At 68.0% G+C, this 26,121-nt stretch carries 16 protein-coding genes; 6 read left to right on the top strand and 10 right to left on the bottom strand.

Translation table 11 applies throughout. From position 1 onward, the window contains the following. Nucleotides 1–23: 23 nt before the first annotated feature. The 5 genes from NHH73_19765 to NHH73_19785 all read right to left on the bottom strand — a co-directional run bounded on the left by NHH73_19765 (nt 24) and on the right by NHH73_19785 (nt 10,147). On the bottom strand, nt 24–2,234 hold the full coding sequence (locus tag NHH73_19765; protein USX24840.1) for a Wzz/FepE/Etk N-terminal domain-containing protein: 2,211 nt from the start codon (nt 2,232–2,234) through the stop codon (nt 24–26). Between the two features lie 7 nt (nt 2,235–2,241). After that, entirely contained in the window at nt 2,242–3,390 is a 1,149-nt protein-coding gene (locus NHH73_19770; protein USX24841.1) for a polysaccharide biosynthesis/export family protein, read from the bottom strand. A 168-nt stretch (nt 3,391–3,558) separates the two neighbouring features. Next, nucleotides 3,559–6,261 (bottom strand): EAL domain-containing protein, encoded by a 2,703-nt coding sequence (locus NHH73_19775; protein USX24842.1) that lies wholly within the window; start codon nt 6,259–6,261, stop codon nt 3,559–3,561. Then, a complete protein-coding gene (locus tag NHH73_19780; protein USX24843.1) occupies nt 6,258–6,710 on the bottom strand; it encodes a phosphate ABC transporter substrate-binding protein in 453 nt (150 codons plus the stop codon). The genes NHH73_19775 and NHH73_19780 overlap by 4 nt, the downstream gene beginning before the upstream one ends. 251 nt (nt 6,711–6,961) lie before the next feature. Then, a complete protein-coding gene (locus tag NHH73_19785) occupies nt 6,962–10,147 on the bottom strand; it encodes a PAS domain-containing protein (GenBank protein USX24844.1) in 3,186 nt (1,061 codons plus the stop codon). A gap of 156 nt (nt 10,148–10,303) precedes the next feature. Between NHH73_19785 and fur the strand changes: the two genes are divergently transcribed. Continuing rightward, on the top strand, nt 10,304–10,756 hold the full coding sequence (gene fur / locus NHH73_19790; protein USX24845.1) for a ferric iron uptake transcriptional regulator: 453 nt from the start codon (nt 10,304–10,306) through the stop codon (nt 10,754–10,756). On the opposite strand, the gene NHH73_19795 is transcribed toward fur, so the two are convergent. The 3 genes from NHH73_19795 to NHH73_19805 form a co-directional block, all read right to left on the bottom strand. Continuing rightward, the gene (locus NHH73_19795) at nt 10,719–11,120 is read right to left on the bottom strand and encodes a response regulator (protein ID USX24846.1); all 402 of its coding nucleotides are present in this window, start codon (nt 11,118–11,120) and stop codon (nt 10,719–10,721) included. The two genes, fur and NHH73_19795, sit on opposite strands and share 38 nt — an antisense overlap. Before the next feature lie 234 nt (nt 11,121–11,354). Continuing rightward, complete coding sequence (locus tag NHH73_19800) at nt 11,355–11,987, bottom strand: response regulator (GenBank protein USX24847.1); 633 nt, start codon at nt 11,985–11,987, stop codon at nt 11,355–11,357. Beyond that, complete coding sequence (locus NHH73_19805) at nt 11,974–13,386, bottom strand: ATP-binding protein (protein USX24848.1); 1,413 nt, start codon at nt 13,384–13,386, stop codon at nt 11,974–11,976. The genes NHH73_19800 and NHH73_19805 overlap by 14 nt, the downstream gene beginning before the upstream one ends. A 276-nt stretch (nt 13,387–13,662) precedes the next feature. Between NHH73_19805 and NHH73_19810 the strand changes: the two genes are divergently transcribed. The 5 genes from NHH73_19810 to NHH73_19830 all read left to right on the top strand — a co-directional run bounded on the left by NHH73_19810 (nt 13,663) and on the right by NHH73_19830 (nt 19,796). Then, the gene (locus tag NHH73_19810) at nt 13,663–14,943 is read left to right on the top strand and encodes a c-type cytochrome (protein ID USX24849.1); all 1,281 of its coding nucleotides are present in this window, start codon (nt 13,663–13,665) and stop codon (nt 14,941–14,943) included. Next, on the top strand, nt 14,940–15,437 hold the full coding sequence (locus NHH73_19815) for a (2Fe-2S)-binding protein (GenBank protein ID USX24850.1): 498 nt from the start codon (nt 14,940–14,942) through the stop codon (nt 15,435–15,437). Before NHH73_19810 ends, NHH73_19815 begins: the two co-directional genes overlap by 4 nt. Beyond that, the gene (locus NHH73_19820; GenBank protein USX24851.1) at nt 15,434–17,698 is read left to right on the top strand and encodes a molybdopterin-dependent oxidoreductase; all 2,265 of its coding nucleotides are present in this window, start codon (nt 15,434–15,436) and stop codon (nt 17,696–17,698) included. The genes NHH73_19815 and NHH73_19820 overlap by 4 nt, the downstream gene beginning before the upstream one ends. A gap of 122 nt (nt 17,699–17,820) precedes the next feature. Next, on the top strand, nt 17,821–18,807 hold the full coding sequence (locus NHH73_19825) for a hypothetical protein (protein ID USX24852.1): 987 nt from the start codon (nt 17,821–17,823) through the stop codon (nt 18,805–18,807). Further along, nucleotides 18,804–19,796, top strand: coding sequence for a GlxA family transcriptional regulator (locus NHH73_19830; GenBank protein USX24853.1), 993 nt, complete (start codon nt 18,804–18,806; stop codon nt 19,794–19,796). The genes NHH73_19825 and NHH73_19830 overlap by 4 nt, the downstream gene beginning before the upstream one ends. Here the strand turns inward: NHH73_19830 and NHH73_19835 are convergent. Next, complete coding sequence (locus tag NHH73_19835) at nt 19,793–23,545, bottom strand: ATP-binding protein (GenBank protein ID USX24854.1); 3,753 nt, start codon at nt 23,543–23,545, stop codon at nt 19,793–19,795. The genes NHH73_19830 and NHH73_19835 overlap by 4 nt on opposite strands. Before the next feature lie 104 nt (nt 23,546–23,649). Further along, nucleotides 23,650–26,064 (bottom strand): glycoside hydrolase family 127 protein, encoded by a 2,415-nt coding sequence (locus tag NHH73_19840; GenBank protein ID USX24855.1) that lies wholly within the window; start codon nt 26,062–26,064, stop codon nt 23,650–23,652. Nucleotides 26,065–26,121: the final 57 nt, after the last annotated feature.

Below are 26,121 nucleotides of genomic sequence, written 5' to 3' on the forward strand. Positions count from 1 at the left end.
AACAAAAAAGCGCGCGCGTGCCGTCACGCGTCGTTGAACACCACCCCGTGCGGCGCGATGCCGGCCTGGTTGAGCCGCTTGACCGCCGCGTTGAGTTGCACTTCGGTGGTCACGCCGGCGCGCGTGACCAGGAACACGGCGCCGGCGTGGGCCCCGACGACCAGCGCGTCGGCCGCCTCCATCACCGGCGGTGCCGTCATCAGCACCACATCGTAGCGGGCGCCGAGCGACTCGAGCAGGCTGGCTAGGTGGCGGTGCTGCAACAGCTCCGTCTGCTGCGGCAGCACGCTGCCGCAAGGAATGAAATCAAGATGGTCGGCAACCCCGTGGCGCACCGCCATGTGCGGCTGCAGCGCGCCGGCAAGGCACTCGGCCAGCCCGCCGGAGCGCTCGATGCCGAAGTACTCGTGCAGGCGGCCGTCGCGCAGGTCGGCGTCGATCAGCAAGGTGCGCTTGCCGCCCGAGGCCATCAGCAGCGCCAGGTTGACCGACACGAACGAGGCGCCCACCCGCCGCGTCGGCCCCAGGCAGCTGACGACGTTGTTGCGGCTGTGCGGCAAGACGAACTGCAGCGTGGCGCGGAACGCCCGCAGGCTTTCGGCCGCCGCGTCGTCCGGCGCGGCTTGCGCCAGCAGCAGCGGCGCCCGCTTGCGTGCCTGCCGCCGCAGCCGGTCCTGGCTGCGGCTGTGCGGGATGGTCGCATGCACGGTGCGCGCGCCCAGCATCGCCTCGATGCGCTCGGGGTCGTCGATGCCGCCGCCCAGCGCCTTGCTGGCGAAGGCCAGCAAGGCGCCCAGGAACAAGCCGGTGACCATGCCCAGCGCCACGATCAGCGAACGGTTCGGCTTGAGCGGACGCTCCGGCGCCACCGGCATATCGACCATGCGCACATTGCCCACCCGCCCCACCGCCACCAGGCGCAACTGCTGCGCCGTGTTCAGCAGCTCGGTGTACAGGTCGGTGCTGACCTTGACGTCGCGCGCCAGGCGCGCCTGCTCCTGCTCGACCAGCGGCAGGCGCCTGATGCGCGTCTCGAGCGCGTCGATCTCGCGCAGCGTCTCGCGGCTCTGCTGGTTGAGCGCCTGCAGCAGCGGATGCTCGTCGGTGTAGCGCCCCAGCAGCTCGGCGCGTTTTTGCGTCAAGGTGCTGCGGCGCGTCTGCGCCGCCGCCAGGGTGTCGAGCGCGATGCGCACCTCCTGCTCGAGGTTGACGGTGGCGTGGCTGCTGCGGTAGCCGTTGTAGCTGGCCTCGGCGGCTTCGAGCTGGTGGCGCAGCACCGGCAGCTGGCGGTCGAGGAAGGCCAGCGTCTTTTGCGCCTCCTCGGTGCGGCGCGCCAGGTTTTGCCGCATGTATTCGGTGCCGATCTCGGTCAGGGTGGCGTACACCTGCTGCGGGTTGGCGCCGTGCAGCTTGACCGCGATCACGCCCGACTGCTTGCCCTGTTCGGCGATCTGCAGCGCGCCCTGCACCTGCTCGAGCGCGGCCAGGCGCGAGCTGCGGCGCAGCGTGAAGCGGGCGCCGGGGTTGGCGCGCAGCCGCGTCACCAACAGGTCGATCGGGCCGTCGGGGCCGGCGGCGTGCGCGGCCTGCCCCGTCTCGCCCTCCAGCACCGGGCGCCCCTTGCTGTCGGCGAGCCGGTAACGCCCGCCGCCGAGTGCGGTGATGGCGAAGTCCTGGTTGTACATGGCGTCGGGCACGTCGAAGCTGGCGACCTCGATTTTCTCGCCGCCCCACACATAGCCGCCGCGGCCCAGCAGGCCGGGCGCGGACAGCGCGCTGCCGCGGCGCGCCGCGAGCCATTCGCCGCCCAGCGGGAAATAGCGCGGCCGCGCGTCGATGTACAGGCGCAAGGTGTCGACCGCCCGCGCCACCACCAGCCGCGAGTGCAGCAGTTCCATCTCGGCGATCGCCGCCTTCTTGGTTTCGAACAGCGACGACACGTCGTTGAGGATGTTCTTCGACGCGTTCGGGGTGTCCTCCTCCACGTGCAGCAGCATGTTGGCCTCGTACACCGGGCGCGCGGCCAGCGCGTACGCCAGCGCCGCCAGGGTGCACAGCGCGGCCACGCCGATGATCAGCCAGCGGCGCGCGACCAGCGTCTGGAAGTACGCGCGCCACGGCAGCGCGCCCGGATCCGGCTCGGGCAGCGGATCGACCCGCTCGATCAGTTGGGTCGGCGCGGCGATGCCGCGCAGCGCGCGCAGTTGCGGCGGGGTGTCGTAAGCGTCGTTCATGGTGGGCCTATGGTCTGGTGGTGGCGCCGACGGCGGACGACAGCTCGCCGGGGAACAGCTGGCTGATCGCGCGGTGCCAGTTGGCCAGCGGCGACGCGGCCACGTACACGACGTCCTTGGGGCGCAGCGCGAAGCGTTCGGCCAGCGCCAGCGCCCGCGACGGCCGGGCGTCGAGCCGGTACACGCGCGGCCCCTGCGCCGTCTGCCGCACCACGTACACCTGGCCGGCGTCGCCGCTCTGCGGATTGATGCCGCCGACTTCGCCGAGCGCCTCGTTCAGGGTCAGCCGGCCGTCGTGCATGGTCAGCGAACGCGGTTGCAACACCTCGCCGGCGACGAACACCTTGCTCTCGTCGCGCGGCGGCACCCGCACGATATCGCCGTTGGCCAGCATCACGGCGGCGGCGTGGCGGCCGTCGCGCAGCGCCCGGATCAGGTCGACCTGGTGGCGCCGCCCCGCGCGCTCGACGGTGATGCGGCTCTGGTCGGCGTTGGGCGTCAGGCCGCCGGCCCGGTTGACCGCCTCGAGCAGGGTCATCGGAATGTCGTTGACGGTTTGCAGGCCCGGCGTGCGCACTTCGCCGTCGATGTAGACGCGCTGACTGCGGTAGGCCTGCACGCTGAGCGTGACGCGCGGATCGCGGAAGTAGCGTGCCAGCCGCTTGGTCAGCAAGGCGCCGGCCTGCTCGCGCGTGAGCCCGGCGAAGTCCATGCTGCCGGCGAACGGGAACTGCAGCTTGCCGTGCTGGTCGATGACAAAACTGGCGGCCGGCGGCCCCAGCCCGGCGCCGTCGACGCCCTGGTCGCGCGCCACCGCGCCGGTCAGCTCCGGATGGTCCCACAGGGTGATTGCCAGCACGTCGCCGACGCCCAGGATATAGGTATACAAGCCCGGCTCGGTGACGGCCAGGCTGCCCAGGTCCTGGCCGGCCGCCGGCGCGCTGGCGTTACTCTTCTGCTCGGCGTCCAGCCATTGCTCGGTGATGGGAATGACCTCGGCGTCTTCCGGCGCGGGCGCGCTGTGCATGCCGGTGGCGCAGCCGCCCAGCATGCACAGCGCGAAGGCGAAGAAGAAGGCGAGCCTGGGCGCGCGCGGCGGCCGCGCCGGCAAATATGCGTGGCGGACAGTGAAAATAGACGGTGTGACGTTGTGCATGACGGGCCTCCGGAAGCTCGACCAGAGTAGATCGCGTCCCGCCGTGCGGCCTTGTTTCACATCAAACGCGCGACTGTGCGGCAAACCCGCGCCGGGCGCGCGCCCCGCACGGAGCGCGAATTTACCAGCGACAAAGATGTGTTCGGGAATTTAGCTTTGGGTAACCGCCTACGCGGCGACCTCGCTGAGCCGCACGGGCGGCGGCGCGGCGTCCGCCGAGCGCTCCAGCAACGCCGCGAGTTGCTCCGGCGGCAGCGGCTCGCTGAACAGATAGCCCTGCATCTCGTCGCAGCCGTTGGCGCGCAGGAAGCCGCGCTGCTGCTCGGTTTCCACGCCCTCGGCGATCACGCGCAGCTTGAGCCGGTGCGCCAGGCCGATGATGGAGCTGGCGATGGCCTGGTCGCCGGCGCTGTGGGCCAGGTCGCGCACGAAGGACTTGTCGATCTTGAGGGTGCTGATCGGGAACGACTTGAGCGCCGACAGGCTGGAATAACCGGTGCCGAAGTCGTCGATCGACAGCGCCACGCCCATCGTCCGCAACTGCGCCATCTTGCCGAGCGCGCGCGCCAGGTCGCGCATGATCACGCCCTCGGTCACCTCCAGCTCCAGCCAGCGCGGCGCCATGCCGCTGTCGGCCAGCGCCAGCGCCACCCGCTCGACCAGCCGGCCCTCCTCAAACTGGCGCGGCGAAACGTTGACCGAGATGCACAGCGGCGCCAGGCCGGCGTCCTGCCAGGCGCGGTTTTGGTGGCAAGCCTCGCGCAGCACCCACTCGCCCAGCGCCACGATCATGCCGCTCTCCTCGGCCAGCGGAATGAAGCGGTCCGGCCCGATCACGCCGTGCTCCGGATGCACCCAGCGCACCAGCGCCTCGGCGCCGAAAATGCGGCCGCTGCGCAAGTCCACCTTCGGCTGGTACACCAGCCGGAACTGCCGGTGCTCCAGCGCCTGGCGCATGCCCTCGAGCAGCACCAGCTTTTGCTCGATCTCGGCGTTCATTTCGCGCGCATAGAACTGGCAGTTGTTCTTGCCCAGCTCCTTGGCGCGGTACATCGCCGCGTCGGCGTGCATCAGCAGCGTTTCGGCGTCGGCGCCGTCGTGGGGATGGACCGCCACGCCGATGCTGCAGCTGACCTGCACCTGCTGTCCACCCACGCCGATCGGTTGCAGCACGGCCTCGCGCACGCGCTCGAGCACCGCCTCCGCCCCGGCTTGGCCGTCGTCGCGGGCGGCCTGCCGCAGCATCAGCACGAATTCGTCGCCGCCGAAGCGGCCCACGGTGTCGCCCGGACGCAGGCAGGCGGCCATGCGCCCGGCCACCACCTTGAGCAGCGCGTCGCCGGCGTTGTGACCCAGGCCGTCGTTGACCAGCTTGAAGCCGTCGAGATCGATGAACGCCACCAGCAAGGTGTCGGCGCCACCATGTCCACGCGCCTCCGCGATGGTCAGCTCCAGCCGCTCGGTAATCAGGATGCGGTTCGGCAGGCCGGTCAGCGTGTCGTGATGGGCCAGGTGCTGCATGCGCTCCTCGGCCAGCTTGCGCTCGGTGATGTCGCGCACGATCGCCACCACGCCGCCTTCGACCGGCACCACCTGCTGGTGCAGCCAGCGCGCGCTCAGCTCTGGGATGGTGTTTTCCCATTCCTGCTCGTGCACGCCGCCGGCCTGCGTCACGCGCACCAGGTCGGCGAACATGCCGTTCTCGCGCGCCGCCGGCACCAGCCGCAGCAAGGTGGTGCGGCACAGGCGCTCGCGGCTGACGCCGGTGAACTGTTCGGCGCGCAAGTTGGCGTCGACGATCTTGAAGTCGACGATCGCGCCGGTGCCGTCGCGCACCTCGCGCATGACGAAGAAGGCGTCCAGGCTGGCCGCCGACGCCGCCGCATAGGTTTCCTGCGCGCGCCGCACGCGGGCGCGGTGGCGCGCGCCCTGCCACGACCACAGCCACAGCAGGCCGGTGGCGATCGCCAGCGCCAGGCTGGCCGCGCCGGCCCGCCACAGGATCTCGCGCCGCTTGCGCTCGAACTCGGCCATCTGTTCCTTCTCGTCCAGACCGGCGACGACCTTGAGCGCCGCGCCATGCAGTTCGCTCACTCCGCTGAAGCGGCTCACGCCGTCCTCCGGCTGGGGCCGGGCCACCGACTGCGGGCCGGCCGGCGCCGCCTGCGCGGCCAGGCGCTGGCCGAACGACACCTTGTCGCCGATGCGCAAGGCGCGCACCACGCCGTCCGTGCCGATCAGCCCCAGCATGCCGCGCTCGCCCATGCGGCTGCGCTCATAGCCGCTGGTGAAATACGCCGGATCGGTTTCGACCATGACGATGCCGGCGAAGTTGCCTTTCTCGTCATCGAGCCGGCGCGTGAAATGCAGATGCCAGTCGGTGTTGGCGGCATCGCGCGCGGGTTCGCCGACGAAGGTCGTGCCGCTGTCGCGCTGCTGGTGGAAGTTGAAGTAGCGCTGGTCGGCCACCGAGGCCGGCGCCGCGCGCGGACTGATGGCGACCGTCATGCCGTCGCGGTCGACGATGCTGACGGTGAACACCAGGCCCGACGGCAGCAAGCCCTCGCGGCCCAGTTCCGGCAGCGCGCCCAGGGTACCGCGCCGCTCGACCGCGTACTTGAGCACGCGCAGCGTTTGATCGATGCCATCCAGGCCGCGCGCCACCTGCGCCTCGTAGGTGCCCAGCACCTCGCGCAGCGAATCGGCGGCGGCAGCGCGCGCGCGCCCGCGTTCGACATCGATCTCGTTGAGCGACAGCAGCCAGATCGCCACCAGCAGCAGCAGCGCGAACAGCGGCAGCGAGATGTACGTATCGAGCCCGCGCCGCAGCCAGCGCGCGCGCAGGCTGTCGCCCGCCCTGGATGCCGTCATGGCCGCACCTCCAGCACCTTGACGCTGGCGTCGAGGGCGGCGCGGTCGATGTAGCCGATCATGGCCGGATTGTCGGCCACCAGGCGGCGCACGGCGGCGCTATTGTGCAACTCGCGCGGCGGCTGGCCACGTCCAGTGAACACCATCTTGCTCCAGTAAGCCTTCATCAGCGCCGGCGAGCGGTCCGCCACGCGCCGGTAGAAGGCGTCGCGCAGGGCGCTGCCGGGTGGCAGGTCGAGCGCCACCGCCGCTGCGCCGTTGGGAAAGCGGTCGGTTTGCGCCATGAAGATGGCCGCCACCTGCCCGGAACGCAGCGAAGACAGCGGATTTTTGGCCGACACCACGATCACCGTATCATGCTGGCCACCCTCGGCGGCGAACGCCGGCCGGCCGCCCGGCAGCAGGGCCGACAGCATCAATAAAAGCAGGGTCAAGCAACGAGCGGTCATGCGATATTCCTGTCTGTGTTCCCGATGGTGCCTAGCGCGGTCGCCGGTACGCCGTGTTCGGGCGCGAGGGCGCCGGCGACCACAGACGGGCGTCTGTTCTTCAGAATGGGAAAGATGGCAATGTCGCTACACGGCTTGAGCCGCGCGCGAAAAACTGCCATAAAGAAACTTTAGATGAAGTGGAGCAATATACCAAGAATTCTATCGAAAAACCACATTAATTTTTAGTAGAATTGCATTAATAATATGCTTTAGACCACGGATGCCAGCATCTGCATCAGCTTATCGACACTGAACGGCTTGAGCAGCAATTGCGCGCCCTCCAGCGGAAAGCGCGGATGCTGGCCGCTGGCAAAGATGATACGCAGGTCGGGCCGCAACGCGCGGGCGCGCGCCGCCAGCACCTCGCCGGACAGGTCCGGCAGCGAGATATCGGTGATCATCACATCCACCGCTTCCCCTTGCAGCAACACCAGCGCGGCGGCCGCGTCGCCGGCCGGCAGCACCGTATGGCCCAGCAGTTCCAGCAGTTCGGTGGTGGTCTCGCGCAGTTCCTGCTCGTCCTCCACCAGCACGATGCGCAAGCCGGCCGCGCCGGCGGCGTTGTCGGCCGCCACCATGGCAGCCGCCGGCGGCTGCGCCGCCAGCTGCACCTGATGCTGGCGGTTGGCCAGCACATGGCGCACCTTGCGCGCCAGCGCCTCGCGCGTATAAGGCTTGCCCAGCAAATCGACGCCGGCGTCGAGCCGGCCGCCATGCACGATGGCGTTTTCCGTGTAGCCGGACGTGAACAGCACCGCGATGCCCGGCAGCCGCTCGCGCGCCTTGCGCGCCAGTTCGGGACTGCGCAGCGCGCCCGGCATCACCACGTCGGTGAACAGCAGGTCGATTTGCAGGCCGCTGTCGATGATGCTCAGCGCACTGGCCGCGTCGTTCGCCTTGAGCACGCGGTAACCGAGCTCGCTGAGCATTTCGACCACGGTGGCGCGCACGCCGTCGTCATCCTCGGCCACCAGGATGGTTTCCTGGCCGCCCACCACCGCGCGCATTTCCGGCGGCGCCGGCGCATCCTCGACCTCGGTCGAACGGGGCAGGTACAGCTTGACGGTGGTGCCGCTTCCCGGTTCGCTGTAGATCTTCACGTGGCCGCCGGACTGGCGCGCGAAGCCGTACACCATCGACAATCCCAGACCGCTGCCCTTGCCTTCCGGCTTGGTCGAGAAGAACGGATCGAACGCCTGCGCCAGCACCTCGGGACTCATGCCGCTGCCGGTGTCGCTGATGGCGATCATCACGTACTGGCCCGCCGCCAGCTCCGGATGGGTGGCGGCGTATTGGTCGTCGAGCATGGCGTTGCCCACCTCGATGGTCAGCCTGCCCACGCCGTCCATGGCGTCGCGCGCGTTGATGCACAGGTTGAGCACCGCGTTCTCCACCTGCGCGGTGTCGACCAGCGTGTTCCACAAGCCGCCGGAGATGACCGTCTCAACCTCGATCTCCTCGCCCAGCGAACGGCGCAGCATGTCCTCCATGCCGGCGATGAAGCGGCCGATCTTGACCACCCTTGGATCGAGTGCCTGGCGCCGGCCGAACGCCAGCAGATAGCTGGCCAGCTTGGCGCCGCGCGTGACGCCCGCCAGCGCGTGCTCGAGACGCTTTTCGGCGCGCGCGTTGCCCTTGACGTCGCCGCTGAGCAGTTGCAGGTTGCCGGAGATGACCTGCAGCAGATTGTTGAAGTCATGCGCCACGCCGCCGGTCAGCTTGCCGATCGCCTCCATCTTCTGCGACTGCTGCAGCGCCGCCGCCGTGCGGCGCATTTCGTCGGCCGCCGCCCGTTCGGCCGTCATGTCGCGGCCCACGGCGTGCACGAAACGCTCGTCCGGCACGGCGGTCCACGACAGGATCGCGTGGCCGCCGCCCTTGCGCAAGGTGCGGTTCTCGAACTTGAAGGTATGCCGGCCCTCGGCCAGCGAGGCCATCTCCGCCATCGACGCGGCCATGTCGTCCGGGTGGATCAGCTTATACAGCGATGTGCCGATCACCTCCGCCTCCTCCCAACCCAGCAGGCGGGTGAAGGCGGGATTGACGGCGCTGACCCAGCCGTCCAGCGACACCACCATCATCACGTCGGTCGAATAGCGCCACATGCGGTCGCGCTCCGCGGTGCGCTCGGCCACCTGCTGCTGCAGCTTGTAGGCGGTCGATTTCTGGTCTTCGATATCGGTGCTGGTGCCGACCCAGCGCTGCACCACGCCGTGGTCGTCGACGATCGGCAAGGCGCGCACAAGGTGCCAGCGGTAGATGCCGTCGGCGCGGCGGATGCGGTACTCGGTCTCGAAGGTCTGGCCGGTGGCCACCGCCACGATCCACGCCTGGCTGGCGGCCGGCAGGTCCTCCGGGTGCACGATCTCGGCCCAGCGGTTGTCATCCAGCTCGCCGGGCCGGGTGCCGGAATAGCGGTAAACCTGATCGTTGAACCAGTCCAGGCCACCGTCGCCGTTGGCCTGCCAGACCTGGCTCGGAATGGTTTGCGCCAAGGTGCGGAAGGTGTTTTCGCTGGCGCGCAACAGGTTCTCGGCCATCACGCGGTCGGTCACGTCGGCGCCCTGCACGAAGATGCCCCACACGGCGCCCGCGGTGTCGCGCAGCGGCTGATAGACGAAATCGAGGAAGCGCTCGCGCGGCGGGCGGTCGCCGGTGGCGGCCAGGAAGAACGGCACGGCCGTGCCGGACCAGGTCTCGCCGGAGGCATACAGTTTATCGAGCAGGCCGACGAAGCCCTGGCTGTTGGCCTCCGGCAGCGCCTCGCGCAGCGGCAGGCCGATCAGCTCGCGCTGGCCGACCAGCGCCAGGTAGGCCGGGTTGGCCGACAGGAAAACATGGTCGGGACCGGACAGCATCGCCATGAAGCCGGGCGCCTGCTCGAACATGATGCGCATGCGCTCGGCCTCGTCGAGCAAGCGCCGCTCGGCCTTGACCTTGGCGGTGGTCTCGATCACCAGCACCATCACGCCGACCGGCGTGCCGGCCTCGTCGAGCACCGGCGAATAGTCCAGGTCCAGCCAGATCTGTTCCGGCCCGCCGTTGCGGTTGACCGTCAGCTGCTGGTCCTTGTAGACCAGCGTCTGTCCCGCCAGTCCGACCTTGATCACGTGGTCGTTGAAGTCGGCGATCTCCGGCCACGCCTCGCGCACGTTCGATCCCAGCGACATCGGATGGCGCCCGGCGGCGAACACCGAATAGCCGTCGTTGTAGATCATCACCCCCTCCTCGCGCATCAGCAGCACGATCGGCAACGTCGAGCGCAGCACCAGCGCCACCGTCGTTTGCAGCGACTGAGGCCAGGCGTCGATCGGGCCGAGCGCGGTCTTGCTCCAATCGTGGGAAGCAATGATCTGCGCAAGTTGGCCGCCGCCTTGGAGGAAGGGATAAGTCACTATGTTCCGGAAAATAAATGTTGTCCGGAGATTATAGTTTGTCCTGAACACAAAAAGGCCACGCACGCATCAATACTGCGTTGCCAAAGAAATAAAATCCGGATATAGTGCGAGCTAGCGTGCGAATAAGAATCATTATCATCATCAGAGAGTCGTATGGATATCCCTCAAGAGTTGCGCAAGCTTGGCCTGAAGGCCACCCTCCCCCGTCTGCGCATCCTGCAACTGTTCCAGGAATCGAAAAGCAAGCATTTGAACGCGGACGACGTCTACCGCCTGCTGCACGACGAAAACATCGACATGGGACTGGCCACCGTGTACCGGGTACTGATGCAGTTCGCCGACGCCGGCATCCTGATCCGCCGCCACTTCGAGTCGGTGGCCTCGGTATTCGAGCTCAACGAGGGCGGCCACCACGACCACCTGATCTGCACCAACTGCGGCAAGATGGAGGAATTCCTCGACGCCGAGATCGAGGCGCGCCAGGAGGCGGTGGCCAGGGAGCGCAACTTCGTACTGCACGAGCACGCGCTGTCGCTGTACGGCTTTTGCGGCGACTGCGCCGACAACATCAATCCGCTCGCGGCAAGGAAGCTGCGGCGTTCCTGAGGCAGGCGAGCAGCTGGCTGGCGTCGAACGGCTTGCTCAAAAAGCAGGCGGCGCCGCCCTGCAGCGCGCGTTTGCGCAGCGCCGCCTCGGGAAAGGCCGTCATCAGGATCAGCGGCAAGGTGCTGCCTTCCCGGCGCAACGCCTCCAGCAGCTCGATGCCGCTCATGCCGGGCATCTGCAGATCGGTGATCACGCAATGAAACTGGCCGAGCGCGTCCGCGCCCTCGGCCAGCAACGCCTGGGCCGAATCGAAGGCCTGCGCCGCGTAGCCGTAGGAGCGCAGCAGGCTGCTCAAGCCGACGCGCACGGCGGCGTCGTCGTCGACGATGGCAATGTTACAAAAATGTGGTTCCGGATCAGACACTGGGTGCTCCCATGTTCGAACGGCGTCTCGCGGCCGTCCTGCGCATGGTGGAACAATACAGCCTCGCCGACATCCGGGAAATCATACGAGGGTATAGGTCCCCGCGGCCGTATCGGTTAAAGTCTGGCTTCCCCGCCGGGGTCAAGTCTGTCATTCGGACACGACCTTATGTTGAAAAACAGCGATACGCCTGGGTCCGTGTCCGAATGACAGACTTGACCCCGAACGTTCTGGCTAGGCGAGGCCGAGCGCCTCGGCCATGCGCACCAGGTCGGCGAAGGTCTTGGCCTGCATCTTGCGCATGGCGTTGCCGCGATGGATCTTGACAGTGATCTCGCTGGTGCCCACTTCGCCGGCGATCTGCTTGTTCATCAGGCCGCGCGCGGCCAGCGCCATGATTTCGCGCTCGCGCGGCGTCAGGCTTTCATAGCGCGCGGTGAGTCCCTGCAGCGCACCGTCGCGCAGGCGCCGCGCCTGGTCGGCCCGCAAGGCGGCGTCGATCGCGTCGAGCAGCTCCTGGTCGCGGAACGGCTTGGCCAGGAAGTCGATGGCGCCGGCCTTCATCGCCCGCACCGACATCGGGATGTCGCCGTGCCCGGTCATGAAGATGATTGGCAGCGCCACGCCGTCGCGCTGCAGGTCGGCCTGGAAATCGAGGCCGCTGACGCCCTGCAGCCGCACATCGAGCAGCAGGCAGCTGGTGACGTCGGCGCGCGGTTCGGCCATGAACTCGGCCACCGACGCGAAGGCGGCGATCCGCATGCCCACCGACCGCAAAAGGCTGGAAAGGGCTTCCCGCAGCGGCGCCTCGTCGTCGACGATGTAGACCAGCGTTTCGGCGTAGTCAATGGAATCAATCTGGTTCATAGGCTGGCACGGAGAAGGTGATGATGGCGCCGTTCAGCGGCGTGTGCGGGGCGGGCTGGCCTACCCAGATGCGGCCGCCGTGGGTCTCGATAATGGAACGGCAAATCGGCAATCCCATGCCCATGCCGTCCTCCTTGGTGCTGTAGAACGCCTCGAACAGGCGCGGCGCGGCGTCGGCCGCGATGCCGGGGCCGGAGTCGCTCACGCTCAGTAGCGGCGCGCCGTCGGCGGTCAGGCCGGTGTGCAGCATCAGCACCGCTTGTCCAGGCGCGCAGGTGGCCATGGCCTGGCTGGCGTTCATCAGCAGATTGATGATCACCTGCTGCAGCTGCACGCGGTCGCCGCACACCGGCGGCAGTTGCGGCGCCAGGTCCAGCGTCAGCGCCACGCGGTGGGTATCGAGTTCGCGCCGCACCAGGTCCACGCTTTCCTCGGCGACGGCGTTCAGGTCCAGCACCGCGTGCTGCGGATCGCTGCGGCGCGCCAGCGCGCGGATGCGCCTGATCACGCCGGTGGCGCGTGCGCTCGCTTCCAGGATGCTGGCGACTGTGGCGCGCGCCTCGGCCAGGTCGGGCTGCGGACGGTTCATCCAGCGCAAACAGGCCTCGCCGTTGGTGGAAATCGCCGCCAGCGGTTGATTGACCTCGTGCGCGATGGAGGCCGCCAGTTCGCCCAGCATCGTCACGCGGGTGGCGTGCGCCAGCTGCACCTGGGCGCTGTGCAGCGCCTGTTCGGCCAGCACCGCCGCCGTGACGTCGGTCACCGCGCCCAGGTATTCGCAGGCGCCCTGCTTGTCGTAGCGCGGCTCGGCCAGCACGTGCACATATTTCAGCTGGCCGTCCGGCAGCAGCAGGCGGTGGCGCAGATCGACCACGCCCTCCGCGCCGAGCGCCCGCTCCATCGCCGCGCGCACCAGCGGACGGTCGTCCGGCGCGCAGCGCTCCAGCACCCGCTCCATCGTCGGCGTCACGTCCAGCGGGTAGCCGAAGATGCGCGCCGCCTCGTCGGACCAGTACATTGCACCGTCTGGAGCCTTGAAACTGAAGCTGCCGGTTTTGCTGATGCGCTGAGTGCCGGCCAAAAACGCCTCGCTGCGGCGCAGCGCGTGCTCGCGCGCCAGCAACGCGTTGGTGGCGCTTTGTCCGCGCAGCGCCAGGAAGGCGGTGATGCTGATGGCGAGCAGGCCGACCATCATGCGCCCGGCGGCGGCGCCGGAGAACACCACCGTGTGCGTCAGCAGGTAGGAGGCGACCGTCAACGCCAGGCAGATGCCGGTCACCAGCAGCACGCCGCGCCGCTGCCACACGCTTGCCGACAACAAGACCACCACCACGTACATCACGGCCACCGCCATGTCCAGCGGCGTGAAGGTATCGACCGCGAAGATCAACAACGTCAAGCAAACCAACAACCCGGACAACCAGGGAGTGCGCGGTACCCGAAACATGCTGTCCTTATGAATTATGAATTATGAATTATGAATTATGAATTATGAATTATGAATTATGAAACAGGCAATCCCTCCCATTATAGGGGGGATCGCGCGGCTTGCGGCCTATACTCCGGATAGGTTTTTGCGCATTCCAGGTCCCTGCCCTGCCTTTTGAAAGGTTACAAACGGTACGCCAGATGGCACATTGGCATCCGTGACAAATGCCGAAGATCGGGAACGGGAATGAGAAAAACAACACGGAGATGGGTCGCCGCCGGCATCGCGGCGCTGGCCGCCGGCGCACTGGCGGCGGCGTGGGTGGTGCAACCGGCGCTGGCGCCCGTCGCGCCGCCCGCCCCCGGCGGTTTCGACGCCGCCAGCGTGACGCGCGGCGCGCGCATCGTCGCCGTCGGCGATTGCATGGTGTGCCACACCGCCGCCGGCGGCCGGCCCTACGCCGGCGGCCTGCCGCTGCGCACGCCCTTCGGCACCATCTACACCACCAACATCACGCCCGATGCCGCCACCGGCATCGGCAACTGGTCGCTGTCCGCGTTCACCCGCGCGCTGCGCCACGGCGTCTCCCGCGACGGCCATCTGCTGTATCCGGCCTTCCCCTATATTCACTACACGCGGCTGACGGACGCCGACATCGGCGACGCCTACGCCTATCTGATGACGCGCGCGCCGGTGCAAGCGACATCGCCCGACAACCAGCTGATTTTCCCACTGGGCTTCCGGCCATTGCTGGCGGGCTGGAACCTGCTCTACCTGCGCAGCGGTCCGAAACCGGACGATCCGGCCCGTGGCGCAGAATGGAATCGGGGCCGCTATCTGGTGGACGGCGCCGGCCACTGCGCCTCCTGTCACAGCGCGCTGGACCCGATCGGCGGCGAGCGTAGTCCCGCCTTCGGTGGCGGCAATATCGATGGTTGGGACGCGCCGGCGCTGACGACGCTGCTGCGCGCGCCCAAGCCGTGGACCGCCGAACAACTGGCGGCGTACCTGCGCCATGGCTGGTCGCCGGAGCATGGCGCCGCCGCCGGGCCGATGGCGCCCGTCGCCCACAGCCTGTCGCTGGTGCCGCCGGAAGACACCAAGGCGATGGCGGCCTACCTGATGTCCCTGCAGACGGCGACGGCGCCCGCGGCCCCGCCCCCCGCGCCGCCGGCCACCGGTGCGGACGCCGCCCGCATCCGCCAGGGCGGCACGCTGTTTGCCGGCGCCTGCGCCGGCTGCCACGGCGACGCCGCCCCGATGATGGCGGCCGGTGGCCGGCCGCCGCTCAACCTGAGCACCGCCGTCGCCGGCGACCGCCCCGACAACCTGATACAGATCGTATTGAACGGCGTGCCATGGACGCCAGCGCGTTCGGCCACCTTCATGCCGGCGTTCGCCGCCTCGCTCAACGACGCGCAGATCGCCAGCATCGCCGCCTACGTCCGCGCCGACATCGGCAAGCGCGCGCCGTGGCCGAAGCTTGAGCGCCGCGTCACCGAGATTCGCAAGGAGAACCAGCCATGAGCACACTCACCGTCAACGGCGTCACCCACACGCTCGACATCGATCCCTCCACGCCGCTGCTGTACGCGCTGCGCAACCAGCTGGAGCTGAACGGCGCCAAATTCGGCTGCGGCCTTGGCCAGTGCGGCGCCTGCACGGTGCTGCTGGACGACCAGCCGGTGTTCGGCTGCCTGACGCCGCTGGCCGCCTGCGAAGGGCGCCGCGTGCGCACCATCGAAAGCCTGGGCAGCGCCGCCCATCCCGGCCCGCTGCAGGCTTCCTTCATCCGGCACCAGGCGGCGCAATGCGGCTACTGCATCGCCGGCATGGTGATGCGCGCGCAGGCGCTGCTCGAACAGAATCCGCAGCCCAGCGCGGCCCAGATCCGCGCCCACATGGAGCCCAACCTTTGCCGCTGCGGCACGCATATGCGCATCCTGGCGGCCATCGGCGAAGTGGCGGCCGCGCGCCGCGTCGCGCCCCTGGCGCACAAGGCGGCGGGGAGCAAGCCATGACGGACCGCGTCACCGACACCGGAACCATCGACCTGCGCCGCCGCGCCACACTGGGCGCCGGCGCCCTGGTGCTGGGATTTTCCCTGCTGCCGCGTCTCGCGCGCGCCGAATTCAACGCGATGGGCGTGCCGCCGGTGGCCAACAAGGCGCTGGCGGGCAGCCTGAAAACCAATCCGATGCTCGACGCCTGGATCAGGATCGCCGCCGATGGCAAGGTCACGGTCTTCACCGGCAAGGTGGAACTGGGCACCGGCGTGCGCACGGCGTTGCTGCAGATCGCCGCCGAACAGCTGGACGTGGCGCCGGCCGCCATCGACTTCATCACCGGCGACACCGGTCGCACGCCCAACGAGGGCTACACCGCCGGCAGCCACACCATCGCCGACAGCGGCACCGCCCTGCTGCACGCCGCCGCCCAGGTGCGCGCGCTGCTGGTGCAAGGCGCCGCAGCGCAATGGAAGCTCGCACCGGACAACCTCTTAACCCGGGCCGGCACGATCATCGCGCCGGACGGGCGCAACATGCACTATGGCCTGGCGCTGCGGGGCATCGATCTGCACCGCGCGGCGCAGGCCAAATCGGTGCTGAAGGACGCCGGTGCCTACACCGTGATCGGCAGTTCGCTGCCGCGCGTGGACATACCGGCCAAGCTGACCGGCGGCGCCAGCTATGTGCAGGACATGCGCCCGCCCCGCATGGTGCATGCCCGCGTGGTGCGTCCGCCGGCCTACGGCGCGCGCCTGCTGTCGGCCGACGTCAAGGCCGTCGAGCGGATGGCCGGTGTGCTGAAGGTACTCGTCGACGGCAACTACCTGGCGGTCGTCGCGGCCGACGAATGGCAGGCGATCCTGGCGATGCGCGCCTTATCGGCCGGCGCCAGGTGGGCCAAGGGTCCGGCCCTGCCGGCCGCCGCCGGCATCCACGCCACCTTGCGCGCCCTGCCCGCCCAGGACATCGTGGTCGAGGACAAGCGTGCCCCCGGTGGAGCGGTTGCCGTCACCACCATCAGGAACCGCTACACCAAACAATATGTGTTGCATGGCTCGATCGGCCCATCGTGCTCGGTTGCGGTGCTCGATGGCGCGCAGCTGACGGTGTGGACGCACACCCAGGGCGTCTATCCGCTGCGCGCGGCCATCGCCGAGATGCTGTCCATGCCGCTCGACGCGGTGCGCTGCATCCATACCGAGAGCGCCGGCTGCTATGGCCAGAACGGCGCCGACGACGTGGCGGCCGATGCCGCGCTGATCGCCCGCGCCATGCCCGGGCGGCCGGTGCGGGTGCAGTTGATGCGCGACCAGGAAAACCAGTGGGAGCCGTACGCGCCGGCCATGAGCACGGAGCTGAGCGCATCGCTCGACGCCGGCGGCAAGGTCTGCGACTGGCACTACGAACTGTGGAGCGGCTCGCACAACGAACGCCCCGGCAACGCCGGCAAGCTGATACCGGCGCAACTGCTGGCCAAGCCGTTCACGCCCAGCCCCTCGCTGCCGATGCCGATGCCCGAGGGCGGTGGCGACCGCAACGCCGCACCGCTGTACGCGTTCGCCAATTCGAAGGTGATCAACCATTTTCTGCCGGTGACGCCGCTGCGCACGTCGGCAATGCGCTCGCTGGGCGCCCACATCAACCTGTTCGCCATCGAGGGCATGATGGACGAACTGGCGGCGGCGGCCCGCACCGATCCGGTCGAATTCCGCCTGCGCCATATGGACGACGCGCGCGCGCGCGACGTGATTCGCGCCGCCGCGTCGAAATTCGGTTGGCGATGGGATAAGCAGCATCGCGAGCGCGGACGACGCCGCGACCACGGCTTCGGCTTCGCCTTCGGCCAGTACAAGAATCTGATGGCGTATGTCGCGCTGGCGGTCGAAATCCGGGTCGAGCGCAGCACCGGCGACGTCCAGATTGTGCGGGTGGCGGCGGCCGTCGATTGCGGCCAGGGTGTGAACCCGGACGGCATCCGCAACCAGATCGAGGGAGGCATCCTGCAGTCGGCCAGCTGGACGTTGTACGAGCGCCTGCAATTCGGGCCGGACGGCATCGCCAGCGTCGACTGGGCCAGCTATCCGATCATGCGCTATTCGAATGTACCGGCCAAGGTCGACGTGGTGCTGATCGACCGGCCGGGCATGCCCTTCCTCGGCGTGGCCGAAGCGGCGCAAGGACCGATGGCGGGAGCGCTGGGCAATGCGCTGGCCGACGCCACCGGCAAGCGCTGGCGCGACCTGCCGCTGGCCGGCCCCCAACTGATGTCGTGAATTAGGGAGCGCACGGCCGGATTCGGTCCAGGATTGGCAGGATACGCTCCATTTGATCGGTTCATGCATGGCGCAAGACGGCCTACAATCGCTGCATCGCTCAACAACCGAATCCGCCCATCATGAATACCAAACTGCTGCCGGCGTCGTTCTTCGCGCTGACCCTGGGACTGGCCGAAACCGGCAACGCCTGGCGCCTGGCCCACCATCTGTGGTCGCTGCCCCTGCTCGCCGGCGAAGTGCTGCAGGCGCTGGCCGCGCTGTCCTTCATCGTGTTTATCGCGCTGTACGCGCACAAATGGCTGGCGCATCGCGCCGCCGCGCTGGCCGAGACGCGCGACCCGGTGCAATCGGCCTTCCTCGCGCTGATCCCGGAATCGGTGATCCTGATCTCGCTGGCCCTGGAACCGTACTGGCTGGCCGCCGCCAAGCCGCTGTTCTGGACCGGTTCCGCCGTCAACCTGCTGTACGGCGCCTGGCGCCTGGGCGCGCATTGGAGCGTCAAGCGCGATGCGTCGCAGATCGTCCCGCCGCTGTTCCTGCCCTACACCGCCAGTGTGCTGGTGAACGCCCTGGCCGCAGGCATGTTCGGTTACAGCGATTACGGCTGGATGCTGTTCGGGATCGGCGCCATATCCTGGCTGGTGCTCGACTCCAGCATCACGCACCAGCTGATGACGGGCGGCCTGGCGGAAAAGACCCGCAATTTCATGGGTATTTACAGCGCACCGCCGGTCGTGGCGCTGGTCGCCTACCAGGTGCTCGCCGGCGCCGACGCCAATGCCGCCATCACCTGCGCCTTGGCCGGATACGCGCTGTTCGTCTTCGCCGGCCTGGCGCTCGCCTCGCGCTGGTTGGCGCAACAGGACTTCGCTCCCGGCTATTGGGCCTATACCTTCGGCCTCGCCACCCTCGGCCAGGGCTTGATGCTGATGGCGCAGCGCGGTCATGGCGGCGTACTGGAGGTGATAGCCGGGGCGGTGTTCGCCGCCACCCTGCTGCTGGTCGCCTGCGTGACGGCGGGTTCGCTGCGCCTGCTGGCGAAGGGGAGCTACTTCCCGGCAGCGCCTGTGGCCGCGTCGGTAACCCCGTCAAGGGCGGCATCGTGAGAACGCTCGCGCTGATCATCTTCCCCGGCGTGCAGTCGCTCGACGTATCGGGGCCGATGGACGTCTTCGCCGAGGCCAACGCCTTCGTCGCGCCGGAAGACGGCTACCGCCTGGTCACCGTCGGCACCGCCCCGGAGCCGATCCGCGCCTCAAACGGCCAGAAACTCGGCGCCGATTACACGCTGGGCGACGCCGGCCTCGATATCTCCGACTGGGACACGGTGCTGGTGGCAGGCGGCCCGCAGCTGGCGCATGCGCCGGATCACGCGCCGGATCACGCGCCGCTGTCGGAGTGGCTGCGCGCGGCGGCGGAAACGGTGCCGCGCTATGGGTCTATTTGCACCGGCGCCTTTCTGTTGGGCCGCGCCGGCCTGCTGGACGGGAAACACGCCACCACGCACTGGAGCGACGCCGCGCGATTGGCCGCGTTGTTCCCATTGGCCCGGATCGAGCATGATCGCATCCACGTGCGCGATGGCCGGCTGGTCACCTCGGCCGGCGTCACCGCCGGCATCGACTTGGCGCTGGCACTGGTGGCCGAGGACCATGGCCAGGCGGTGGCCCTGGCGGTCGCCAAGCGCCTGCTGGTGCTGGCGCAACGCCAGGGAGGACAGTCGCAATTCAGCCCTTATCTATCCGCCGCCACCGCGCCGGATACATTGGCGACGGTAATCCAGCACTACGTGATGAACCATCTGGCCGAGTCGCTATCGGTCGAACAACTGGCCGACATCGCCGGCATGAGCGCCCGCAATTTCGCCCGCCAGTTCGTCAAGGAGATGGGTGTCACGCCGGCCGAATTCGTCCAGCGCGCCCGGGTGGACGCGGCCCGCAACCTGCTGGAGGGCAGCGCGCTGGCGCCCAAGGCGATCGCCTACCGCTGCGGTTTCGGCAGCGCGGCGCGCATGCGGTTGGTGTTCACCCAGCGCTTCGGCGTCACGCCCAACCAATACCGCGACAGCTTCCGTGTCGTGGCATCCCCTGCTTAATCCGCGCCCCGAAGCAGGCCGTCAAGCGTCATCAGATCGACCGGCTTCGTTAAGTGATTGTCGAAACCCGCTTCGGCCGCGCGCCGGCGGTCGCCGTCCTGGCCGTATCCGGTGACAGCGATCAGCCGCAAACGACGCTGGCCGGCCTGCTGGCGCAAGCGCTGTGCAAGCTCATAGCCGTCCATCCCGGGCAAGCCGATATCGAGCAGGCAAACGTCGGGACGCAAGTTTCCTTCACTGGCCAGCGCCTCCGGCGCGCCAAACATCACGTGCACCTCGTGACCCATCAGCTCCAGTGCCTCGCCGACCGCCTGCGCGGCGTCCTCGTTGTCATCGACGACCATCACCCTTAGTCCGGAGCTGGGCTGTCGCGAAGACGCTTGGTGCGCAACCGGCGGCGCCGCTTGTGGCGCCTCGAAGACCTGCTCCAGCGCCGGCATGCGGATGGTAAAAGTGCTGCCGAGTCCCACGCCATCGCTGCGCGCGCTAATGCTGCCGCCGTGTAGCGCCATCATGCTTTTAGCGATCGTCAGGCCCAGGCCAAGACCGCCGCGCGAGCGGCTCAAAGCCTGCCGCTCCTGCACGAACAGGTCGAACACGGAGGCCAGCATGTCGGGCGCGATGCCGATGCCGTTGTCGCGCACCTCCACCACCGCGTAGCCGCCGTCGCGCCAGGCGTGCACGCTCAGGCGGCCCTGCGGTTCGGTGTACTTGGCTGCGTTGGTCAGCAGGTTGGCCAGCACCTGCGCGCAACGTCCGGGATCGGCCATCACCGCCAGTCCGGAAGCCGGCACTTGTACCTCCAGCACATGGCGCTTTTCCTCGATCAGCGGGCTGGCCGTTTCGATCGCGCGCGCCACCACTTCGGTCATTTCCACCGACTGCCGCCGCAACTGGATCTTGCCCTCGGCGACGCGCGAGACATCGAGCAAATCGTCGACCAGCGCGACCAGGTGCCTGGTCTGGCGTTCGATGACGGTGCGTTCCTTGAGGGCGTAGTCGCCGCCGCGCAAGCGCATCAGCTGCAGCGCGGTGACGATGGGCGCCAGCGGATTGCGCAATTCGTGGCCCAGCATCGCCAGGAATTCGTCCTTGGCGCGGTTGGCCGCGTCGGCGGCGCGCTTGGCGTTGGCCAGCTCCGTCACTTCAAAGGCCACCATGGCCACGCCCTCGGTGCGGCCGTCATCGTCGATCAGCGGCTGATAGACGAAATCGAAGCAGCAGTCGGTCAATTCCTCGCCATGGCCGCGCCGGAACCGCACCGCCACCGAGCGCCCCACGTAAGGCTCGCCGCCGGCCAGAACGCCGTCCAGCAATTCGAAGATGCCCTGCCCCTCCAGCTCCGGGAAGGCGTTTCGAATGGACAGACCGACCAGCGCGCGCGGCCCGACCATCTCCTGGTAGCAGGCATTGGCCTGTTCGAACACGTGTTCCGGCCCGCGCAGGATGGCGATCGCCACCGGTGCCTGGCTGAAGATGCTCTGCGTGCGGCGCGCCACGGCCACGTCCACCATGCGCGCTTGCCGGCGCAGGCGCAGCACCTCGATGCGCGCGACGAGATCGTGGCTGGAGAAGGGTTTGATCAGATAGTCGTCGGCGCCCGCCTGCAGTCCTTCCAGCCGCGCCTCCTCGCCGGCGCGCGCCGACAGCAGCATGATCGGAATCTCGCGCGTGGCCGGATCGCCGCGCAGCGCCGCCAGCAAACCGAAACCGTCGAGCTCCGGCATCATGACATCGGAGAGGACGATGTCGGGCATCCGGCGCCGCACCGCGTCCAGCGCTTCCCGGCCGTTGTTGCACACCTCGACATCCCAAACACCGCGCAGCAAGCGCCGCAGGTAGTCGCGCATGTCGGCGTTGTCGTCGACGATCAGCAAACGCCCATGGCGCGCACCCGGCACGTGATCGGCGTCCGGGAGCGGAGCAGACGGCTGTACCCACCCCTCCGCCTCGGCCACATAGGATTGCACCGCCGTGGGCCGCCATTCCTCCAGGCGCTGCTCGCGCACGTGCGCCGGGTCCAGATGGGCGCTGCCCAGCGGGATCTCGACGGCGAACACCGTCCCCCGTCCCGGTTCGCTGTCGACGCCGATCGCGCCGCCGTGCAGCGCCACCAGGTCGCGCACCAGCGCCAGGCCGATGCCCGAGCCTTCGTAAGTGCGCGAACGCGCGCCTTCCACGCGGTGGAAACGCTCGAACAGGTGCGGCAACTGGTCCGCCGGAATGCCGGTGCCGCTGTCGCCCACCGTCAGTCGCGCGTTGGTTCCCGCTTGGTGAAGGGAGATAGCGATCTGCCCTTCGAACGTGAACTTGAAGGCGTTCGAGAGCAGGTTCAGAACGATCTTTTCCCACAGGCCCGGATCGACATACACCGGCGCCGCCAGCGGCGGACAGTCGACCACCAGCCGCATGCCGGCGCCCTCGATCGCCGAGCGGAAGCTGCTGGCCAGATCGGCGGTCAGGGCCGGCAGATCGGTGGGCGCGAAGCTGGCCTGCGCGCGGCCGGCCTGCACGCGCGAGAATTCGAGCAGCGTGTTGACCAGCTTTTGCAGCCGCAGGCCGTTGCGCCGCATCAGCTCCATGCGTGCGCGCTGCGCCGGCGGCAAAGGCGCGGCGGCGTCGCGCAACGCGTCTTCCATGGGTCCGAGCAGCAGCGTGAGCGGCGTGCGGAACTCGTGGCTGACATTGCTGAAGAACTGGGTCTTGGCGCGATCGAGCTCCGTCAGCATCTCGGCGTGCAGGCGTTCCTCCTCGGCGGCGCGCGCCTGCTGGATCGCGTTGCCGGTCTGGATCGCGATCAACTCCAGAAAGCGGCGGTAGTCGGCGTCTAGCCGGCGCGCGGCGCTCACGCCCAGCACCAGCGCGCCGATGGTTTGCTGCGTGCCGGCGCCCATCAGCGGAAGCACCAGCGCCTCGCGTATCGGCTGGTTTGCTAGGCCGGACGGGAATGCGGATTCCGCCTCGCGCTCCGCCGATCGCCGCAGCGCCACCACACGGGTGGCGGCATCGGCGATGACTTCGTCGATCGGAAACAGCTGGCGCGGAAGGTCGGGATGCGTGGCCTGCGCCAGCGCGGCGGCGCCGACGGCCGCCCCTTCCGGGTTGTCGTCCGCCAGGTACAGCATCGCGAACGGCAGGTCGTCCGGATTCGCGGCGATACTGGCCATCGCCGCCGCGCAGGCTCCATCCACGGTTTTTTCCTGCAGCATGCGGGTGCTCATGTCCGACAGCGTGCGCAGGCGGCGGGCGTTCAAATGCTTGGTCGTGACGTCGAGGTTGGGGCAGAACAGTCCCGCCACGTTGCCCGATTCATCGCGCACCGGGCTATAGGAGAACGAAAAGAACGTCTCCTCCAAAAAATCGCCACGGCTCATGAACAGGCGCACGTCGTCGGCCAGGGTGGCCTCGCCGTGCTCGAACACGCGGTCGGCCAGCGGGCCGCAGATATCCCAGATCTCCGCCCACACTTCCGCCGCCGGACGCCCTAGCGCCCAGGGATGCTTGGCCATGCTGAGCACACCGATATAAGCGTCGTTGTACAGGAAGGTGGCCTGTTCGCCCCACCCTATCCACATCGGCTGGCGGGAGCTGAGCATCAGGCTGACGACCGTCTTGAGGCTGTGCGGCCAATCCTCGATCGCCCCCAACGGCGTGCGCGCCCAATCGTACGCCAAAATCTGCGCACCCAATTCTCCCGGCGCGGTCAGGAAGCGCGCGGCCGGCAGCTGGGACAATGCCGGTAGATTCATAAAAGCCTCGTGCGATTACAGAATAACAATACTTATGAGCGTATCATTAATCTTGCAACAGCGGAGTCTGATTGAAACCGCGCCAGTCCCGGCCTGCCTGGCCGTCAGCGCTGCACGTACAAGCGCGCGCCGAACACCGGCCCCGCCGTGTGGCCGGGCTCCGGATCGAATCGGACCACGATGCTGTTCTTTCCGCTGGTCAATTTCTCCGGCAGCACATAATCGCGGTCGATGAACTCACCCGGATGGCTGCCATCGAGCTTGACGCGGGCCACCCGCTCGCCGTCGATACTGATGTGGAAATCGCGGTTGCGCTCCTCGCCCCAATAACTGGCCTGCAGCACCAGCTGTCCCGGTCCGCATTTCATGCGGAAGCTGAAATAGCCGCCGGTGCGGGCATCGCGGCCCATGCGGCCGCGGTACGACACCGGATACGAGATGTCCGATTGCAGGTCGTGGTCGCGCTCCGGCTGCATCTCCCCCAGGTGCATGACGTCGATCGAGCGGTCGGCCAGGTCCTTGAGGCGCGCCTCCTCCTTGCGGAACGCCACTTCGGAGGCAGCCCATTCCTGCTCGTTGTAGGCGTTGAAGTACACCGCCGCGCGCCGGTCGTACTGGGCGAAGAACGGCGTGAACTTCATGTCGCCGGGCCGGCCGCTGCCCACCGTCCGGTACACGGCCTTCACCTTGTCGGCCTCCTTGAACGAGGCCAGGATGTTGGCGCCGACCAGCGCCGGCGCCAGGCCGTCGAACGGTTTGTCGGCCGCGCCCAGGTCGGCGGCCAGCACCATCGGCCCGCGCAACAACGCGACCACCTTGTCGTTGCCGGCGGCCGCTTCCAGCCGCAGCTCCAGCGGCAGCGAGAGACGCACGGTGTCGCCGGCGCGCCAGCGGCGCCGCACGAACAGGTAACCCTTGTCCTTGCTGGCCGCGTGCGGCTTGCCGTTGACTAGCAAGGTATGGCCCGAAGCCCACGCCGGAATGCGCAGGGCCAGCGTGTAATAGCGCTGGCCGGCCAGGCGCTTGACCTTGATGTCGATATCGCTCTCGAACGGATAACGCGTCGTCATCTCCAGGGTGGCCGCCGCGTGCCGCCACTTCACCAGCGACGGAATGTACAGGTTGACGAACAGCGTGTCGCGGTTCTCCCAATAGATCGAGTCGCCGTGCTTGGAGTGGCTCTCGATGCCGGACAACACGCAGCACCAGAAATCGTTCTCCTCGCTGGAGTACTCGCGCGCCACGCCCGACATCAGCGGCGTCATATAGGTGAACATGCCGGTGCGCGGATTCTGGTGCGCCATGATGTGGTTCAGGTGCGTGCGCTCGTAGTAGTCGAAATAGGCGGCGTCCGGCGACCAGCTGTACAAGTGGCGCGTCATCTTCAGCATGTTGTAGCTGCAGCAGGCTTCGCAGGTCTGTTCGGTGATGTGGGCGGCGATGGTGTCCGGGCCCGAAAAATATTCGCGGTCGCCGTTGCCGCCGATGACGTAGCTGTGGTGATCCGTGACCGTCTTCCAGAAAAACTTGACGGTGTCGGCGTCGCTTTGTTGGCCTTTGAGCTCATACAGGCGCGCCAGGCCGATCAACTTGGGAATCTGCGTGTTCGAGTGCAGGTTGGCCAGTTCGTCGCGGCCTTCGGCCAGCGGCGCCAGCGCCTTGTGGTGGTACAGCCGCCGCGCCACCTTCAGCCAGCGTTCGTCGTTGGTGCGCGCATAAAGTTCGGCGAAGCTTTCGTTGATGCCGCCATGTTCGCACGCCAGCACCTGCTGCAACTGTTCGTCGTTCAAGGCGTCGAAGACCTTGGCCATGTAGCCGGCCAGTCCCGTCGCCACTTGCAGCGCCCGCGCGTTGCCGGCGTAGGTCTGGGCGTCGAACAGGCCGGCGAACACCTTGTGCCAGTTATACAGCGGCACCCAGCAGCCATTCAGGTCGAATCCGGCCGAGCGGATCTCGCCGCGCATGATCTCGGGGAAGATCTCCTTGCCGTCGACGACCTTGCCGTCTTTGCGCTTGCGCATGAAGCCACCGATGTAGCCGTCGCCCTGCGCCCGCTGCACGCGCGCCAGCTCGGCGACGATGTAATCGATGCGCGGCTTGAGCGCCGGCAGACCGCTCTGCGCGTGCATCAGCGACAGCGCGGACAGGTAGTGGCCAAGCCCCTCGCCGGCGATGGTGTCCGACTCCCAGCCGCCATAGATCTTGCCCTTGACCGGCAAGCCGGCGAACAGGTGGTAGTTGTGCAGGAAGCGGTCGGCGTTCAGGCGTAGCAGGTAGGACTGGTTGGCCTGCAGCGCCTCGGCGTAAAAGGAAGGCAGCAGACGCACGTCGGACATGGGCACCGCCGTGGCGGAGGATGGCGTGGCCGGCGCATCGGCTGCGCCGGCTGCGGTGGCTGTGGCGCCGGTCGCCGCCGCGCCGACGGCGTTCGCCTTGGCGCTCCATCCGGATATCAGCCCCAGACTGGCGGCGCCTTGCAGGATCAATCGACGGTGACGGAACGGTGACGAGGCGCGCATGGTTATCCTGAATAGACGATGTTATCCAATAATATACGCCGCCCGGCCTTTTGCGTC

It is taken from the genome of Oxalobacteraceae bacterium OTU3CINTB1 (assembly GCA_024123955.1).
In the GTDB taxonomy this organism is placed as follows: Bacteria; Pseudomonadota; Gammaproteobacteria; order Burkholderiales; family Burkholderiaceae_D; genus Rugamonas.

Bases quoted from the DNA above. Each gene is read 5' to 3' on its own strand.
- NHH73_19825 (USX24852.1), top strand. From the start codon at position 17,821: ATGAATACCAAACTGCTGCCGGCGTCGTTCTTCGCGCTGACCCTGGGA.
- NHH73_19820 (USX24851.1), top strand. From the start codon at position 15,434: ATGACGGACCGCGTCACCGACACCGGAACCATCGACCTGCGCCGCCGC.
- NHH73_19800 (USX24847.1), bottom strand. From the start codon at position 11,987: ATGAACCAGATTGATTCCATTGACTACGCCGAAACGCTGGTCTACATC.
- fur (USX24845.1), top strand. From the start codon at position 10,304: ATGGATATCCCTCAAGAGTTGCGCAAGCTTGGCCTGAAGGCCACCCTC.
- NHH73_19765 (USX24840.1), bottom strand. From the start codon at position 2,234: ATGAACGACGCTTACGACACCCCGCCGCAACTGCGCGCGCTGCGCGGC.
- NHH73_19810 (USX24849.1), top strand. From the start codon at position 13,663: ATGAGAAAAACAACACGGAGATGGGTCGCCGCCGGCATCGCGGCGCTG.
- NHH73_19775 (USX24842.1), bottom strand. From the start codon at position 6,261: ATGACGGCATCCAGGGCGGGCGACAGCCTGCGCGCGCGCTGGCTGCGG.
- NHH73_19815 (USX24850.1), top strand. From the start codon at position 14,940: ATGAGCACACTCACCGTCAACGGCGTCACCCACACGCTCGACATCGAT.
- NHH73_19780 (USX24843.1), bottom strand. From the start codon at position 6,710: ATGACCGCTCGTTGCTTGACCCTGCTTTTATTGATGCTGTCGGCCCTG.
- NHH73_19835 (USX24854.1), bottom strand. From the start codon at position 23,545: ATGAATCTACCGGCATTGTCCCAGCTGCCGGCCGCGCGCTTCCTGACC.
- NHH73_19770 (USX24841.1), bottom strand. From the start codon at position 3,390: ATGCACAACGTCACACCGTCTATTTTCACTGTCCGCCACGCATATTTG.
- NHH73_19840 (USX24855.1), bottom strand. From the start codon at position 26,064: ATGCGCGCCTCGTCACCGTTCCGTCACCGTCGATTGATCCTGCAAGGC.